13 protein-coding genes are annotated in these 15,423 nt (G+C 66.1%); 7 read left to right on the top strand and 6 right to left on the bottom strand.

What is annotated here, in order from left to right; all coding sequences use genetic code 11:
* Nucleotides 1-33 precede the first annotated feature (33 nt).
* Complete coding sequence (locus tag AC5JBD_RS01240) at nucleotides 34-549, top strand: MarR family winged helix-turn-helix transcriptional regulator (RefSeq protein WP_495719932.1); 516 nt, start codon at nucleotides 34-36, stop codon at nucleotides 547-549.
* Nucleotides 549-1,622 (top strand): CDGSH iron-sulfur domain-containing protein, encoded by a 1,074-nt coding sequence (locus AC5JBD_RS01235; RefSeq protein WP_495719931.1) that lies wholly within the window; start codon nucleotides 549-551, stop codon nucleotides 1,620-1,622. Before AC5JBD_RS01240 ends, AC5JBD_RS01235 begins: the two co-directional genes overlap by 1 nt.
* Here the strand turns inward: AC5JBD_RS01235 and AC5JBD_RS01230 are convergent.
* Complete coding sequence (locus AC5JBD_RS01230) at nucleotides 1,619-2,806, bottom strand: aminotransferase class V-fold PLP-dependent enzyme (RefSeq protein WP_495719930.1); 1,188 nt, start codon at nucleotides 2,804-2,806, stop codon at nucleotides 1,619-1,621. The genes AC5JBD_RS01235 and AC5JBD_RS01230 overlap by 4 nt on opposite strands.
* 72 nt (nucleotides 2,807-2,878) lie before the next feature.
* On the opposite strand from AC5JBD_RS01230, the gene AC5JBD_RS01225 reads away from it, so the two are divergent.
* The 4 genes from AC5JBD_RS01225 to AC5JBD_RS01210 are packed head-to-tail and all read left to right on the top strand — an operon-like array spanning nucleotide 2,879 to nucleotide 8,844.
* Nucleotides 2,879-4,267 carry a metal-dependent hydrolase family protein gene (locus AC5JBD_RS01225; RefSeq protein ID WP_495719929.1) on the top strand — a complete coding sequence of 463 codons (1,389 nt, stop codon included), beginning with the start codon at nucleotides 2,879-2,881 and terminating at the stop codon, nucleotides 4,265-4,267.
* 2 nt (nucleotides 4,268-4,269) lie between these two features.
* Complete coding sequence (locus AC5JBD_RS01220) at nucleotides 4,270-5,703, top strand: amidohydrolase family protein (RefSeq protein ID WP_495719928.1); 1,434 nt, start codon at nucleotides 4,270-4,272, stop codon at nucleotides 5,701-5,703.
* 10 nt (nucleotides 5,704-5,713) lie between these two features.
* A complete protein-coding gene (locus AC5JBD_RS01215; protein WP_495719927.1) occupies nucleotides 5,714-6,895 on the top strand; it encodes a pyridoxal phosphate-dependent aminotransferase in 1,182 nt (393 codons plus the stop codon).
* Nucleotides 6,892-8,844 carry a TonB-dependent receptor plug domain-containing protein gene (locus AC5JBD_RS01210; protein WP_495719926.1) on the top strand — a complete coding sequence of 651 codons (1,953 nt, stop codon included), beginning with the start codon at nucleotides 6,892-6,894 and terminating at the stop codon, nucleotides 8,842-8,844. Before AC5JBD_RS01215 ends, AC5JBD_RS01210 begins: the two co-directional genes overlap by 4 nt.
* Here AC5JBD_RS01210 and AC5JBD_RS01205 read toward each other — a convergent pair.
* Nucleotides 8,832-10,229: an amino acid permease gene (locus AC5JBD_RS01205; RefSeq protein WP_495719925.1), complete on the bottom strand. Its 1,398-nt coding sequence runs from the start codon at nucleotides 10,227-10,229 to the stop codon at nucleotides 8,832-8,834. The two genes, AC5JBD_RS01210 and AC5JBD_RS01205, sit on opposite strands and share 13 nt — an antisense overlap.
* A 282-nt stretch (nucleotides 10,230-10,511) precedes the next feature.
* Here AC5JBD_RS01205 and AC5JBD_RS01200 point away from each other — a divergent pair, with 282 nt between their 5' ends.
* Nucleotides 10,512-10,913 (top strand): hypothetical protein, encoded by a 402-nt coding sequence (locus tag AC5JBD_RS01200; RefSeq protein ID WP_495719924.1) that lies wholly within the window; start codon nucleotides 10,512-10,514, stop codon nucleotides 10,911-10,913.
* 45 nt (nucleotides 10,914-10,958) lie between these two features.
* Here the strand turns inward: AC5JBD_RS01200 and AC5JBD_RS01195 are convergent, their stop codons facing one another.
* The 4 genes from AC5JBD_RS01195 to AC5JBD_RS01180 all read right to left on the bottom strand — a co-directional run bounded on the left by AC5JBD_RS01195 (nucleotide 10,959) and on the right by AC5JBD_RS01180 (nucleotide 15,412).
* Nucleotides 10,959-11,327 (bottom strand): hypothetical protein, encoded by a 369-nt coding sequence (locus AC5JBD_RS01195; protein WP_495719923.1) that lies wholly within the window; start codon nucleotides 11,325-11,327, stop codon nucleotides 10,959-10,961.
* Between the two features lie 82 nt (nucleotides 11,328-11,409).
* Entirely contained in the window at nucleotides 11,410-13,104 is a 1,695-nt protein-coding gene (locus tag AC5JBD_RS01190; protein ID WP_495719922.1) for an N-acyl-D-amino-acid deacylase family protein, read from the bottom strand.
* Between the two features lie 17 nt (nucleotides 13,105-13,121).
* Nucleotides 13,122-14,411 carry a peptide MFS transporter gene (locus AC5JBD_RS01185; protein WP_495719921.1) on the bottom strand — a complete coding sequence of 430 codons (1,290 nt, stop codon included), beginning with the start codon at nucleotides 14,409-14,411 and terminating at the stop codon, nucleotides 13,122-13,124.
* Entirely contained in the window at nucleotides 14,408-15,412 is a 1,005-nt protein-coding gene (locus AC5JBD_RS01180) for a dipeptide epimerase (protein WP_495719954.1), read from the bottom strand. The genes AC5JBD_RS01185 and AC5JBD_RS01180 overlap by 4 nt, the downstream gene beginning before the upstream one ends.
* Between the last annotated feature and the right edge of the window lie 11 nt (nucleotides 15,413-15,423).

The following is a 15,423-nucleotide window of genomic DNA, read 5'->3' as shown; positions in this document are numbered from 1 at the left end:
GGACTGCACGGGGCAGCCAAGAGGGAGTAACGAATGGAGTTATCGCAACCGGCGCCGAGCGAGGCGGCCAATGCCCTGCCTGAAAAGCATGACGATGCGGTCTCCGAGCCGGCGGCTGTCCGGCTGTGGCTCCGTCTCCTCACCTGCTCGCTCACCATCGAGAAAAGGGTGCGGCGCCGCCTCGCGGACGAATTCGACACGACCCTTCCCCGGTTCGACGTGCTCGCGGCGCTTGATCGGCGCCAGGACGGGATGACCATGGGCGAATTGTCCCAAGCCCTGCTTGTTTCTGGCGGCAACCTCACCGCGTTAGTTCGCCAGCTCGAGCGGCAGGGCTTCCTGACGATGCAGCGCGATCCCAACGACCGGCGGTCGTGGGTCGTCAGCATCAGCAAGGCGGGCCGCAAGCATTTCCAGGATGTCGCGACCGAGCACCATCACTGGATCGCCGGCATGTTCGCCGGAATGTCCGCCGATCACAGCCAGCAGCTCTATGACTTGCTCGCCGAGCTGAAGCATTCGCTGGCTAACGGCGCGAAGGACAAGTGATGAGCCCCGAACCGGACGCGCCGCAACCCGTCATCGCGAGCCGCAAGCCTTTCCTGTGCGAGCTCAAGGCCAACCGGCCGATCGCCTGGTGCCGCTGCGGACGGTCCAAGCGCCAGCCCTTCTGCGACGGGCGCTCGCACCTTGGCACCGGCTTCGAGCCGCTCATCTATCGGGCTGGCGACCAGCCCGAGGAGGTGCTGCTGTGCGGCTGCAAGCACACCGCCACGCCGCCGTTCTGCGACGGAACGCACAGCAACCTGCCAAGCGGCTATCGGGGCGACGAACGCAGCCGGGAGGAGCGCGAGCTTCTGCGCAGGGCGCAGCCGGATGCGGAGGGAATCAAGCAGCTCGACGGCACATGCTACGTGATCACGCCCACGGCGGCGGCGCCAGCGACCCAAGGCGATTTCTGGCTGCGTAAGATCATCGCCCCCTCCCTCGGCGCTCAGCATCAATCGCAATTCTATGCCGAGCTGAAACAAGGCGCCGCCCCCGTTTTCGGCGCGGGCGCTGCCAACGTCATCCTGTTCGTCTCGGAAGGGAGTGGCACGGTCGAGATCGCGGGTCGCCCCTTCCGGATCATGGAAGGCGACGGCGTCTACGTCCGACCGGGCGAAAGCTTCCGGCTTCTCACCCTGAGAGGTTTGAAGGTCTTCATCTCCGCCCTTCCCGGCATCGATACCCTCCACGAGCTCGCCTCTTCCACCAGCGAGTTCGACGCAGCCCATCCAGAGCGAGTCTGCGGCGTCGACACGGCGCAGCGAACCGAAATGGGGCCTCGCTACTTTCAGATGCTGGTCGACAAGAGCGTCGGCTCCACGTCCGCCGCGCAATTCATCGGACACATCCCGCAGTCGCAGGCCGAAATGCACCGACACCTCTACGAGGAGGCTTTGATCATCCTGTCGGGCGCGGGCATCCTCTGGACCGAGGAGAGCTGCGCCACGGTCAGCGCGGGCGACGTCATCTTCCTCCCGCGCAAGCAGGCCCATTCGCTGGAATGCACCGCCGCCGCCGGCATGGACGTCGTCGGCGTGATCCACCCGGGCGATAATCCCGGGATCAACTACTAGGCGAGTAGTGGCCGGTTCTCCGAAAGGCCGGCGACGAGCCGATCGACGTCCTCCCGGTCGTTGTAGAAGTGGAAGCCGGCACGAACGTTGCCGTCGCGATGCGAGGTGACCACGTCCCGCTCAATCAGCTTCTGGACGAGAGCCGGAGCATCCTTGGCGCGGATCGCGAGCATCGGCCCCCGCTCCTGCGGCGTCGCCAGCTTAAAGCCCTCTGCCGAAACCTGCTCGAGCGCGTAACCGGTGAGCTCTCTTATGCGGGCGGCGATCTGCCGGGGGTCATATTCGAGGATCATCGCCAGCCCCGCATCGGCCGCATAGCAGCTCGGCACCGGTGGTGTTCCCCCCTGGAAACGGGCAGCGGTCCGGCTGGGATCGTTGGCGAAGATGTCCATCGATCCCATCTGCTGCTGCGCGAACCAGCCGCTGGTGGTCGGGACCAGCTGCTCGATCAGCCCGCGGCGAACGTAGAGGAAGCCGATCCCCGCCGTCCCGAGCAGATATTTGAACATGCCGCCGACGATGAAATCAACGCCGAGCGCGTCGGCATCGACGGGCTGCCCTCCAATCGACTGAAACACGTCGAGGATAACATGCGCGCCATTGCGATGCGCAAGCTCGACGATCGCCTTGATGTCCTCGTCAGAGAACTTGCCGCCGTGCCTGAAGCAGACGTGGGAGAGGACGACGATCCGCGTCCGCTCGTCCACCAGATCCGCGAAATGCTGGACCGGAATCCGTCCCGACTCGTCCTCGGCCACGTGGGAGACGACCGCGCCGCGCCGTTCTTGCGCGTGCCAGATCTGCCCGCTGGTCGGGAACTCGTAATTGCTGACCAAGATACGATTGCGCTCGACCGAAAAGCCCAGCGCGCTCGCCACCGCGTTGATCCCCGCCGAGGCGGAGGCGGTGACGGCGATCTCGTCAGGCTGTGCATTGAGGAGTTGCGCCAGCTTGCCCCGCACGCTGAGCGACCGCTCCACCCAGGCATCCCAGTCGGCGCCGACCCGCACACGCAGATCGAGATATTCGTCGAATGCCGCCCGGACGCTGTCCCCGAGCAGACCGTAAGACCCGCTGTTGAGGTAAGCGAGCCTTTCCAGCGCCGGAAACCGGCCCCGCGCGAGTGTGAATGCGCCCTCCGATGAGCGGCTCGACTCAGGCTGTGCGGATTCATGGCTGGACATACCGTCTCCGATAGAATTACTTTAGGCTTATAGCAATTGCCACAAAGGCGATGCGAGGAGCGGGAGCGGCCAATGCGGGTATCGAGATTCTTCGTGGGTGCGGCCCTGGTCGGGCTCGCCATGACCGCCCCTGCCAACGCCCAGCGCAACATCGAACCCGGCCAGCCGCCGCATCAGAGTGCGCGCGTGCCGCTGACGACGATCATCCACGCCGGCACCTTGCTCACCGCGCCGGGCGAACGCGTTCGGCGGCAGGCCACCTTGGTGACGAGCGGCGGCCGCGTGCAGGCCGTTCACGACGGCTTCCAGACCGCGGGCGCTCTCGGACTTCCGGCCGACACCCAAGTGATCGACCTCGGCTCGAAGTTCGTCATGCCAGGCTTCATCGACCTCCATGTCCATTTGACCAATGGCGGCATCGTCGGCCGAAATCCCGGGCTTCGCATTCGCCAGCCGGACGAGTTCTACACGCTCGGCGCCTTTTCCAACGCCTACGACACTTTGATGGCGGGCTTCACCACCGTGCGCGACCTCGGATCACCGGGCGACAGCGTGTTTGCGCTTCGGGACGCGATCAAGATGGGCGTGGTGCCCGGGCCCAACCTCATTGTCTCGGGTGGCGCGATCAGCCCGACCAACGGCCATGGGGACGCGCACGGCATGCGCCGCGACCTGCTCGAGACGCAGGTCCGGCCGGGCGTCTGCGACGGCGCCGACGATTGCCGCCGCGCGGTCCGAAACGCCGTCAAATATGGCGCGGACGTCATCAAGGTGACCGTTACCGGCGGCGTGCTCAGCGACTCCAACTCCGGCACGGGCCAGCAATTCACCAACGAGGAGCTGCAGGCGATCGCCGAGACGGCGCACGCGCTCGGCCGCAAGGTCACCACCCATGCCCACGACAAGGGCGGCATCGATGCCGCAGTTCGCGCGGGCTATGATTCGATCGAGCACGGCATGTGGGCCGACGACGAGACTCTGCGGCTGATGAAGCAGCGCGGCACATGGCTGATCCCCACCGTCTGGCCGATCAGTTGGGTCGGGACGACGCCGGAGGCGATGCGCCGCGGGCCGTTCAAGGACCTCCCGCCAAACTCAATGGAGAAGCTGATCCGCCTGGGGTCGCAGCCGAAGAAGCTGGTGCGGGACGCGATCCGCATCGGCACGCCGGTCGCGCTCGGCACTGACACCGGCATCAACCCGCACGGCACCAACGCCCAGGAATTTCTCGAATATGTCGATGCCGGGATGAGCCCGGTCGAGGCGCTCAAGACCGGAACGGTCAATGCGGCCGCGGCTGCAGGCCTGGCCGATCGCGGCCGCCTCGCGCCGGGGCTTGCAGCCGACGTGATCGCGCTCAACGGCGATCCGACGGCCGACATCAACGCTGTCCTCGACGTCGATTTCGTGATGCGCGACGGCATCGTCTTCAAGCGCAACGGTTCGGAGGAGAAGAAGTGACCATGATCAGCAAGCGTATCGTCCGCCGCCTCGCCGCTTGCGCAAGCGTCGCCGCGCTCGCCTTGGCGGGCCCGGCATCGGCCGAGGATTTCGTGGTCGAGAACGTCACGCTCGTCGATGGCACCGGTCAGCCGAAGCAGGCGAACATGTCGATCGGCGTGGACAAGGGCCGGATCACCTTCGTCACCCCGACCGCCGCCGCGCCGCGGGTGTCGGGACGGCGCATCGACGGCACCGGCCGCTACCTGATCCCGGGCCTGATGGACGTACACATCCATCTGAAGGGCGCCCGCGGCGGCGACGGGCGAAGGATGGTCGGAGTTAGTCCGGGCAACTCGTCGCCCCCCGTTGCGCCCGCGGTGAGCGCCGACGCCAGGGCCGCGCGCGAGGCTGGCATGCAGGCGCTGGCCAGCTACCTCTATTCGGGCGTCACGACCGTCTACGACGCCGGCAACGTACCCGACCACATTCTCGGCCTGCGCGCCGATGAGCGGGCGGGGCGGATCCTGTCCCCCCGCATCTTCGCCACCGGCAACCTCGTCACCTATCCCGGCAGCCATGGCGGCAGCATGGCGATCGAGATCGACAATTGGTCAGAGGACAAGCCGAAGCTTCTCAAATATCTGGAGGAGCAGAAGCCGGACATCGTGAAGCTGACGCTGGACGAGCATGGCTGGGGCACGCGACCGCTGATCACGCTGCTTCCGCTGGACCTCATGCAGGAGATCATCCTCGAGGTGAACCGCCACGGCATCGCCACGACTGCGCACACTTCCAGCGAGCTGCGCGCAACGGAGGCGATCTTCGCCGGCATCGACAGCCTCGCCCATCCGGTGATCCAGGGACCGATCACGGAAGAATTCGCCAAGCTGATGGCGGCCAAGAAGACGCCGATGGCGACCACTCTGACGATCGGCGAAGGCTATAGCCGCCTGGTCGAGCATCCCGACTATCTCGACCAGCCGCTCTACCAAGCTTCCTACAGCGCAGCCGAGATCGGAAAGCTGCGCACGGAGACCCTCCCCGCCTGGAAGGAGCGCGGCTGGACCTGGTGGATGAAGCTGATGACGCCTGTGGCGCAGGAAAACATGCGCATGATCGACGCTGCCGGCGGCGTCATCGCCATCGCCACCGACCAAACCCTGGGGCCGGCCGTGCATCGCGAGATGGAGCTGCTCCAGGCGGCCGGGGTGCCGGCCGCACGGATCGTCACCATTGCCACCCTCAACGGCGCCAGACATCTCGGCAAGGAGAACGAGCTGGGATCGATCGAGCCCGGCAAGCTCGCTGACATGGTGCTGCTCGGCGCCGACCCCACGGTCGACATCAACAATGCCAAGCAGATTGTCTGGGTGATGAAAGGCGGGCAGTTGGTCGAGGAGGACAAATTGCCGCTCGCCGGCGGCAGGCGCCCACTTCGACGCGACCAGCGTTAAGCTCACTCACTTGCCCAAGGTCGCGCGCCGCATCAGCGAAACGTCGAAGAAGAGCTTCGGTATGTATGCGCGCGCGGCCGCCATGGGAGCGGCGGGCGCCGATCTCATCCATCTCGAGCTCGGTAAGCCAATCCACGACACGCCGGCGCATATCAAGGAGGCCACGATCGCCGCCTTGCGCTCCGGCAAGGTCCATTATGGCGACCTCCAGGGCGAACGCGCTTTCCGGGAGGCGCTCGCGGACAAGCTGCAAAGCTTCAACCGGATCGACGCGTCGCCCGACGAAGTGCTGGTCGTCAACGGGCTGACCCAGGCGTCGTTCGCCGCCTTCATGGCGCTGATCGACCCGGGCGACGAAGTGATCCTGCTCGAGCCTTATTATCCGCAGCATATCGGCAAGATCGAGCTTGCCGGCGGCACCTGCGTCACGGTTCCGCTAGACGCGGAGAACGGGTTCAGCATCAGGGGCGACTGGATCGAGGCTGAGATCACCCCGCGCACGAAGATGATCGTGCTCGTCAATCCGTGCAACCCGACCGGCCGCGTCTACAGCCGCGAGGAACTGGACGCGGTCGCCCGTATCGCCGTTGCGCACGATCTCTTCGTCGTCTCCGACGAGGTCTACGAATATATCACCTTCGACCGCGCCGAGCATGTCAGCATCGCCTCGCTGCCGGGAATGGGGGAACGCACCGTCTCGATGTTCGCCTTCACCAAGGCCTATGCGATGGACGGCTGGCGGCTCGGCTATATCGCTGCCGATGCCTCTCTGATCCCGTCGCTGATGAAGATCACCGCGAACGAGGTCACCCACGTCAACACCTTCATCCAATATGGCGGCCTCGCCGCCGTCACCGAAGGCGACGCGGCGGTGTCGGAGATGGTGGCCGACGACCGGGTGAAGCGGGACAGGGTGGTGCAGGCGCTGAACCAGATGCCCGGAGTTCGCTGCGCGCTCCCAGAGGGCACGATTTACACGTTCCCGGACGTCAGCCAGACCGGCTGGTCCTCGCAGGCGCTGGCCGACGCGCTGCTCGAGAGGGCCCGCGTCGTGGTCGAGGCGGGCAGCTTCTACGGCGGCGCCGGCGAAGGACATCTGCGCGTCTGCTTCGGGTCGGTGACCCATGGCGAGATCGACGAGGCGATGGGCCGGATGTCCCGCTTCTTCAACAGCCTTCCGCCCAACCAGTGATCGCCGAGCTCCCGTTGATCATTGCGGCGGCGGCCGCGATGGTCCCGCCCGGCGAGGAGAAGTGGACGACGATCATCGTCACCGCCAGCCCTGCCCCTGATCGGGTGCTTCCGCCGGCGGTCGAGATCAGCGAAGAGGCGCTGCTCGAGCGGCAGCCCCGCAATGTCGCGGAAGCCCTGCGCCCTCTCCCTGGCGTCTCCGCCCGAACCAATTCACGCGGCGAGACCGTCGCTCGCGTTCGCGGTTCGGAGGAGCGTCAAACTCAGGTGTTCCTCGACGGCGCACCGCTAGCCGTCCCGTGGGACGGGCGCGCCGACATCGGCATCATTCCGGCCGGCCTGATCGGCGCCATCCGCGTGATCAAGGGCGCGGCGCCGATTGAGTTCGGCACCAATACGGTCGCAGGCGCGGTCGACCTGCAGACGCGTTCGGGAGGCGAGCGCAATCTGCGTGCCATCCTTTCCGCCGGCACGAACGGCTTCGGCGAAGCCGCCGCCGTCGCCACCCTTCCCGCAGGCGACGTCGCGCTGACCTTGGCAGCCTCCGGCCTGACGCGGGATCACGAGGCGGTGGCGAGCTACGCGGCCTTGCCGTTCAGCCAGGATCCCTCGGAAGGGCGCACGAACACGGATCTCGATTCCGGCACTCTTTTCGGCGCCGCACGCTTCGCAGCCGGGCCAGTCAGCCTCCGCGCCTATCTCCTGCACCTTCGCGCCCGCCGCGGCATCGCCCCGGAATCCGATCGCGACCCCGCACTCGCCGCTCCCCGCTACTGGCGCTACCCGCATATCGAGCAGACCCAGTTCAGCCTCTCCTCGTCGGTCGATCTCGCCGCTGGCACGGCCTTGTCGCTGGTCGGCTGGAGGCAGTGGTTCGAGCAGCGGATCGATCAATATCGCGACGTCACCTACACGGCGCTCCGCGGGCGACAGGAGGATGAGGACGACACGCATGGCGGCCGCCTCATCTTCAGGACCGAGCTTGATCCGGTCACGCTGCGACTGGCCGCGACCGCGCAGACCAGCCGCCACCGCCAAGTCGACACAGCTTTCCCCGCGGCACCCGGGCCGCGCCTCACCTATCGCCAGAATCTCTATACGCTCGGCGCCGAGGCTGACCTGCCCGTCGGCGCGGGCCGAGCCACGTTCGGCGCAGCGTACGACCGCGCCGAAAACCCGCTGACCGGCGACAAGCCCGCTCAGCCGGACCACGACGCCATCGCCTTTTCGGGCGCCTTCGCTACGCCGATCGGCGACGATCTTGCGCTCAAGCTGTCGGGCGGTCGGCGCACCCGCTTCCCCTCCTCCCGCGAATTGTTCGGGGAAGCGCTTGGCCGCTTCCTCCCGAACACCGACCTGAGCCCCGAGACCGCATGGCTCGCCGATCTCGAGCTGAGCTGGCGCCGCCCGGATTTCTCGCTTGTCCTCAACCCCTTCTACTCGCGCAGCACAGATACGATCAGCCAGCGGGTCGTATCTGTGAACGGCCGCAGCCTCAGGCAGCGTTTCAACCTGTCCGGCTCCACCAGCTACGGGCTGGATTTCGAGATGGACGCCGAACTGTCTGCACAGGTGAGCGCGGAACTGTACGGCACGCTGTTGCGCGCCCGTGCCGATGCCGGCGACGCCACCTTCCGCCGACTCCCCCAGCGGCCGAGCTATGAAGTGGGAGGCGCCTTGGACTACCGGCCCAGCGAGAAGCTATCGCTTCGCGCCGAATTTCGCCGGGTGGGGCCAGCCGTCGATCTTGGCCCAGACGGCGAGGGCGCCGAACTGCCGTCAGGCAATGAGATCAACCTGCGCAGCCGCTACCGTCTGTTGCAGAGCCTCGGCGGCCACCGCCTTTTCCTCACCGCCTCGATCGACAACGTCACCGACGACTTGATCACCCCACAGCTCGGCCTCCCCCTCCCCGGCCGAAGCTTCCGGATCGGCCTTCAGCTCGACTGACCGGTCGCGGGCACGGGCGAATGCCCCTGCCGCTTGCGGATGAAGTAGACGGCGGAGATGATCACCAGCCAGGGCACGCCGACAATCCAGGCGATGTTCCAGAACTCGGTGTCGAACAGCATCGTCAGCAGGATCGCGGCGAGCAGCACCAGTCCCGCAATCTGCAGATAGGGAAAGAAAGGCATCCGCACCGGCAGCTCCGCATCCGCATGGTGGCGGCGGAACCGAAGATGGCTGACGAGGATGAACATCCACACCGTGATCGCTCCGAAGATCGCGATGCCGAACAGGTAATTATAGGCGAGCGGGGTGAACATCGAGACGCTGGCCGCGAGCAGGATGCAGAGGCCCGAGGTCAGGATCGCGCCGACCGGCGTACCGTTGGCGCTGAGCCTGCCGAGATAGCCCGGTGCATGATTGCCGCGCGACAGCGAGAACAGCATCCGCGAGGCGAGATAGATGTTGGTGTTCATGCTCGACAGCGCCGCGCTGATCACGACGAAGTTCATGATCCCGGCGGCATGCGGGATGCCGGTATAGGCGAGCACCTTCACGAACGGGCTCTGCTCGACCACCTGCGCCCCGGACTCGGTCCAGGGCACGAAGCTGACGACGATGGTGAGCGCGAGCAGGTAGAAGAGGATGAGCCGCGCCGCCATGGTGCGGAGCGCGGCGGGGATCGCCTTTTCCGGCTCCTTGGTCTCGCCAGACGTGACGGCGATCACCTCGATGCCGACGAAGGAGAAGATGCCGATCAGCACGCCCATCCATACACCGGTGAAGCCGTTCGGCATGAAGCCGCCCGGCAGCCCCGTAAGGTTCCGCATGCCGACGGGAGCCGTGCCGATGCCGAAGATCGTCGCCGCCCCGAGAATGATGAACAACACGATCGCCGCCACCTTGATGAAGGCAAACCAATATTCGAACGTGCCGAAATCGGAGACGGAGCGCGAATTGACGTAGAGGAGGATGAAGGCGAAGCCGAGCGACCACATCCAGACCGGGACGTCCGGTACCCAGAAAGTCATGTAGACGCCCGCCGCGACCGCCTCGCCTCCGACGGCGATCACCTGCGCGATCCAGTAAGTGTAGCGGACGACGAAGCCCGACCAGGGATTGAGATAGGTCTCGGCGTAGGTGCCGAAGGAGCCGGCGGTCGGGTGAACCACAGCCATTTCGGACAGACTGAACACCATCACCACCGCCGCGAACCCGGCGATGATGTAGCTGAGGATGACGGCGGGGCCGGCATAATTGATCGCGATCCCGCTCCCCATGAAGAGCCCGGTCCCGATCGCGCCGCCCAGGCCGATCATCACGACCTGCGCCTTGGTGAGCCCCTTGTTCAGACCACTTTCGCGATCAACAGCCGGGATATCGTTCAACGGGGACCTCTCGCTTCCGGGACACATGGCGACTCTCGTCCCAGCCCGGCGTAGCACAGGAAATCGAGACCGAGAATTTGTTTTAAGCTTATAACAATGGCCTCCTTGTCAGTGAAACCTGTGCGGCGACGGGACGTCATAAGAAAATTGACCGCCCGCGGAGCAGTCGACATCCTGGCGAGGATGCAACCGATGTTCTTGCGCGTCAGCCTTGTCATGGTCCTGCTCTGCATGGCTTGGCCGTCTGTGGCCGGCCCGCTCCCGGTGACATGCATCCGGGACATGAAGGAAGACCCGGCGCAGATACGAACCCTGTTCGATCGGGTGGATCGAATGCAGGTTCGGGAGTTGTTCGCCTCCAATGTGCGCTTCTATTCGGCCGACCGAGGCTTCATCCCGATCGACGACTTCGTTCTGCGCGCGAACTTCCACGACGCTCGGGAGGATGAGTCTGCGCTGGTCGTGAGAGCAATTCGACGCCTTCAATTCAACGGCGCAGAGCGGCACGACGCAGCCTATGTGGTGAGCACGACGAGGTCAGCCTGGTTCGATCGAGGTTCCGTTGCGACGAGCAACTATACGCCGATCAGCGACACTTGGCTGGTGAGCTTCAGCGGCTGCAAGATCGGCACTGTTCGTGAGGTCCCGGAGCTCAGCTATCTCGTCGATGCAGAACGACCCTAAGCGATCCAGGGCCGCCGGAAGCGGACGTCGGGCTGCTCTTCAGCACTAGAACAAACCCTTGAGCCCTTTGCGGACGACAAACAGCTTTTCCTTCCTCGGCCGGTCGCGATCGTAGGCGTCGAGCACGCTTTCGGCGTCTTCCAGGAAGGTCTCGATCGCGTCCATCGCGTCTCCGACGGAGTTCCAGTTCACGTTGGCTCCGCTCTCCATCACCTGCCTGATGGCAGAGAGGCTTCTTCTGGCGCCGAGACCGGCGGTCGCCATGTCGGAAAGCCCCGGCACGGTTTCGAACAGCTGGACGCTTCCGCCCAGCTGCAGCAGCCGCATGCGCCGACTGAGCGTCTCCAGCCTCTTCTCGACGCGCCGAAACCGGGTCGCGAGAAAGATCCTCTTGAGCACCGGCAGGATCATCATCTCGAAAGAATGGCAAGGCGCTAGCGCGCCATCAACCCGCCTTCTGTCCGGGCCCGGCGGACAGGAGCCGCTCCGCGAGCGTTCAGCTGCAGCGCTGCCAGCCCGGTCCGCGGACGAAGCGGCCGGGAGTTGCACCGGTATGCTCGCCGTCCCGCAGCACCGGGACGCCGTTCACCAGCACGTGGCGCATGCCGGTCGCATACATCTGCGGCTTCTCGAATGTGGCATGGTCGGCGATGGTCGCGGGATCGAAGATGGCGAGGTCAGCGAAGAAGCCCGCCTTCAGCGCCCCCCGATCCTTGATGCCGAGATTTTCAGCTGGAAACGAAGTCAGGCGCCGCACCGCTTCGGGCAGCGGCACCAGCTTCTCGTCGCGCACGTAGCGGCCGAGCAGGCGGGCGAAGTTGCCGTAGGCGCGCGGATGCGTGCCCGATTTCAGGAACGCGCCTTCCGGAGCCTGGCCGGCCGCGTCCGAGCCGAAGCTCATCCAGGGGAGCTGGACCTGGCGCCGGACATTGTCCTCGGACATCAGGAAATAGACGGTGCCGACGCGGCTCTCGTCGCGCATCACCAGCTCCATCGCCGTCTCCTCCGGGCTCTTGCCCCAGAGCTTCGCCACCTCGGCCAGCGTCTTCCCGGTATATTGCTTCATCGCCTCCTGCTTGAAGCCGACCAGGATCATCTTGTCGGGTCCGGCGCCGAGGTAGAGATTCTCCCACCCCTGCCCCGGCCGCTTCATCTCGGCTGCGACGCGCGCGCGCACCGCGGGATCCTTCAGCCGCTCGACCCAGCGCTCGAGACCGCCGTCCTGCACCCACAGCGGCATCGCTGCGTCGAGACCCGTCGCGCCGGCGGTGTAGGTGTACATGTCGGTGGTGATGCGCAGCCCCTCGGCACGAGCTGCCTCGATGCGTTTGACGACCTCGGGCAGCTTGTCCCAATTGTCGCGGCCGGCCATCTTGAGGTGGTAGATTTCGGCCGGGCCGCCGCTGCGGCGAGCGATCTCGATCAGTTCGTCCACCGCCTCGAGCAGCCGGTCGGCCTCCGAGCGCATGTGGCTGATATACATGCCGCCGCAACGGGCGGATTCGGTGGTGAGCGCGACCAGCTCGTCGGTCTCGGCGAAATTACCGGGCGCGTAGATGAGCGAGCTGCCGACCCCCATCGCGCCCTCGTTCATCGCCTGCCGGACGAGCGTGCGCATGCGGGCGAGCTGTTCCGGCGTCGGATCGATATCGTTCTCGCCGAGCTCGTGGATGCGCACGGTCGCGGCGCCGACGAAACTGGCGACGTTGGGCGCTACGCCCTTGCGCTCGAGGAACTGCAGATAGTCGCCGAGGCTGGTCCAGCTGACCGGATATTTGATGTCGTCCTGCCGCTCGACCAGCAGCCGCTTCATCTCGGGGTTGAGCGGGCCCATCGACCACCCTTCCCCCATGACCTCCAGCGTCACGCCCTGGCGAATGTCGCTCTGGCCGCGTCCGTCCTCGATCAGCGATTCCGTCGACCAGCTCAGCATGTTGATGAAGCCTGGCGCGACGGCGAGGCCGGTGGCGTCGATCTCGGTCTCGGCGGTGCCGGCGATATCGCCGCCCACACGAACAATCCGGTCGCTCCGGATCGCGACATCGCCGACATAAGGCGCGCCGCCGCTGCCATCGTAGATCGTGCCGTCGCGGACGATCAGGTCGTAGCGCTCGGCGGGCTGCGTGGTGGTGCAGGCCGGCAGGGCGAGGCAGGCGGTGACGAGGAGGACGGAGCGAAGCGAGCGAAGCATTTTGTCTCTCCCGAAGGTCATCGTTCGCGTCCCTCCGACGACGCTACAATACGCCGCGCAGGTCGATCCAGCAGCAGGAGCAGAACGGCCGCCGCCCCGGCAATCGCCGCCATCAGCAGGAAGAAGGGCGCATGGTGGATGCGGCTCCAGAGACGCCCCACCTGTCCGGCGGCGAGGCTGCCCGTGAAGATCGCGAAATACCAGGCCGCGACGGTGCTGGCGCCGAGCCGCGGCGGCGCGAGCCGGGCGAAGATGCCGAGGCCGTTGGGGAGGATGTAGAGCTCGCCCAAAGTGAAGATGATCATGAAGGCCAGCAGCCAGAGCCAGCTCGCCTGCCCCGCCCCGGCGGCGCTCTCGGCCGCGGCGAGCAGCGCGTAGGAGAGGCCGACCAGCACCGCGCCGACCGCCATCTTCTGCATCACCGTGAGTTCACGACTCTGTTCGGCCTGGCGCCGCCACCAGGTGAGCAGCAGCGGCGTGACGGTCATCACCAGCAGCGGGTTCAGCGAGAAGAACCAGGTCGCCGGGATCTCGAAACTGCCGACGAAGCGGTTGACGTCGTCACGCATCCACAATGCTACGGTGTTGCCGATCTGCTCGTACGCTCCGCGGAACACGGTGACCGCAGCGCCGATGCCGAGCAGCAGGAAGAGCGTGTCGCGGCCACGATGCGAGCGCTCGGGCGCAGGCTCGCCGGTGACCGGCTGCCGCTCCTTCGGCAGGTATTTACCGCCGGCGAGGTAGATGACGAGGCCGGCCAGCATGCCAACCCCGGCCGCGCCAAAACCCCAGTGCCAGCCATAGGTCTCGCCCAGGAACCCGCAGATGAGCGGCGCCAGGAACGCGCCGACATTCACGCCGACATAATAGACGTTGTACGCCCACGGCCGCCGCGGGTCGCCGGCGGCGTAGAGGTCGTTGATCTGGCTCGGCAAGGTCGGCAGGAACAGACCGTTGCCAAGCGCGATGGTGGCGAGCGCGGGGTAGAAGAGCGGCTCGAACGCCATCATGAAATGGCCCATCGCCATGATGCTGGCGCCGATCGTCACGGCACGCCGCTTGCCGAGCCAGCGGTCGGCGATGGTGCCGCCGATGATCGGCGTGAAATAGGCGAAGGCTGTGTAGAAGCCGTAGGTGGAGGACGCCGCTTCCTGATCGAACAGCAGGGTCGTGGTCATGTAATAGACCAGCAGCGCGCGCATGCCGAAGTAGGAGAATTGCTCCCACATGTTGGTGAGGAACAAGACAGTGAGGCCGCGCGGCTGGCCGAACCAGGTCGGCTCCCTTGCCCGCGCAGCGTCCGTCATGCGGTGGCGAGCGCGCCGCCGGCCCAGACCGCCTCGTCGCACCAGATCGTGCCGTCGTCGCGATATGTGACGGGCGGCTCGCGGTCCCGGTCGAGGAAAGTGGGGCCGTCGAGGTCGACTACGTCGCAGAGCTGGCCGACGACAAAGGCAGGCGCCATCGCAAGGCTGGTGCTGATCATGTTGCCGACCATCACCTTGAGGCCGAGCTCGCGGGCTCGGTGCGCCATCTGCAACGCTTCGGTAAGGCCGCCACACTTGTCGAGCTTGATGTTGACCACGTCGAAGCGTCCGACGAGCCCTTCGACGTCGGCGAGAGAAAGCGCACTCTCATCGGCGGCGATCGGTATCGGCGAACTTACGCCTTCCAGATCTGCTTCAGAGCCGCGCGGCAGCGGCTGCTCAAGCAGCGAAACCCGATGGTCGGCGAGGAGGGCGATCAGGCGTTCGAGACCATCGCGCCGATAGCCTTGATTGGCATCCACTCCGAGCCAAACGTCGGGGCGTGCCCGGCGCACGGCCTGCACCCGCGCCGCATCGAGATCGAACTCGCCGCTGAGCTTGAGCTTGATCGCCTGTGCCGTGGCATAGCGGCGGGCGCCCTCCTCGACCGCCGCAGGATCGTCGGCGCTCAAGGTGAAGGTCGTCACCAGCGGCCGCGGCGGGGCGATGCCGGCGATCTGCCAGGCCGGCCGCGCCTGCCGTGCCGACTCAAGCTCCCAGAGCGCACAATCGACGCCGTTGCGGGCGCCGCCCGGCGGCAGCAGTGATTGCAGCTCATAGCGGTTGATCCCCGCCTCGATAGCGGCCCGGTGAGGTTCCAGCGCGGCCAGCATCGTCTCGGCCGTCTCGCCGAGATAATAAGCGCCCGCCGCCTCGCCTCGGCCGCGATGCGCGCCGTCCTCGACGGTGACGACGATCACGTCGAACCCCTCGAAGACATAGCCGGAGATGCGGAACGGCGCCTTGAGCTGGAGGCGCTTGACCGCGATCCTCATCCGCATCGGCATCGGCA

The sequence above is a fragment of the Allosphingosinicella sp. genome, from assembly GCF_059502505.1.
This window is presented reverse-complemented; position numbering and strand designations above follow the sequence as displayed.

Coding starts and splice junctions, on each gene's coding strand:
- AC5JBD_RS01240 (WP_495719932.1), top strand. CDS start 34: ATGGAGTTATCGCAACCGGCGCCGAGCGAGGCGGCCAATGCCCTGCCT.
- AC5JBD_RS01235 (WP_495719931.1), top strand. CDS start 549: ATGAGCCCCGAACCGGACGCGCCGCAACCCGTCATCGCGAGCCGCAAG.
- AC5JBD_RS01230 (WP_495719930.1), bottom strand. CDS start 2,806: ATGTCCAGCCATGAATCCGCACAGCCTGAGTCGAGCCGCTCATCGGAG.
- AC5JBD_RS01225 (WP_495719929.1), top strand. CDS start 2,879: ATGCGGGTATCGAGATTCTTCGTGGGTGCGGCCCTGGTCGGGCTCGCC.
- AC5JBD_RS01220 (WP_495719928.1), top strand. CDS start 4,270: ATGATCAGCAAGCGTATCGTCCGCCGCCTCGCCGCTTGCGCAAGCGTC.
- AC5JBD_RS01200 (WP_495719924.1), top strand. CDS start 10,512: ATGAAGGAAGACCCGGCGCAGATACGAACCCTGTTCGATCGGGTGGAT.
- AC5JBD_RS01195 (WP_495719923.1), bottom strand. CDS start 11,327: ATGATGATCCTGCCGGTGCTCAAGAGGATCTTTCTCGCGACCCGGTTT.
- AC5JBD_RS01190 (WP_495719922.1), bottom strand. CDS start 13,104: ATGCTTCGCTCGCTTCGCTCCGTCCTCCTCGTCACCGCCTGCCTCGCC.
- AC5JBD_RS01185 (WP_495719921.1), bottom strand. CDS start 14,411: ATGACGGACGCTGCGCGGGCAAGGGAGCCGACCTGGTTCGGCCAGCCG.
- AC5JBD_RS01180 (WP_495719954.1), bottom strand. CDS start 15,412: ATGCGGATGAGGATCGCGGTCAAGCGCCTCCAGCTCAAGGCGCCGTTC.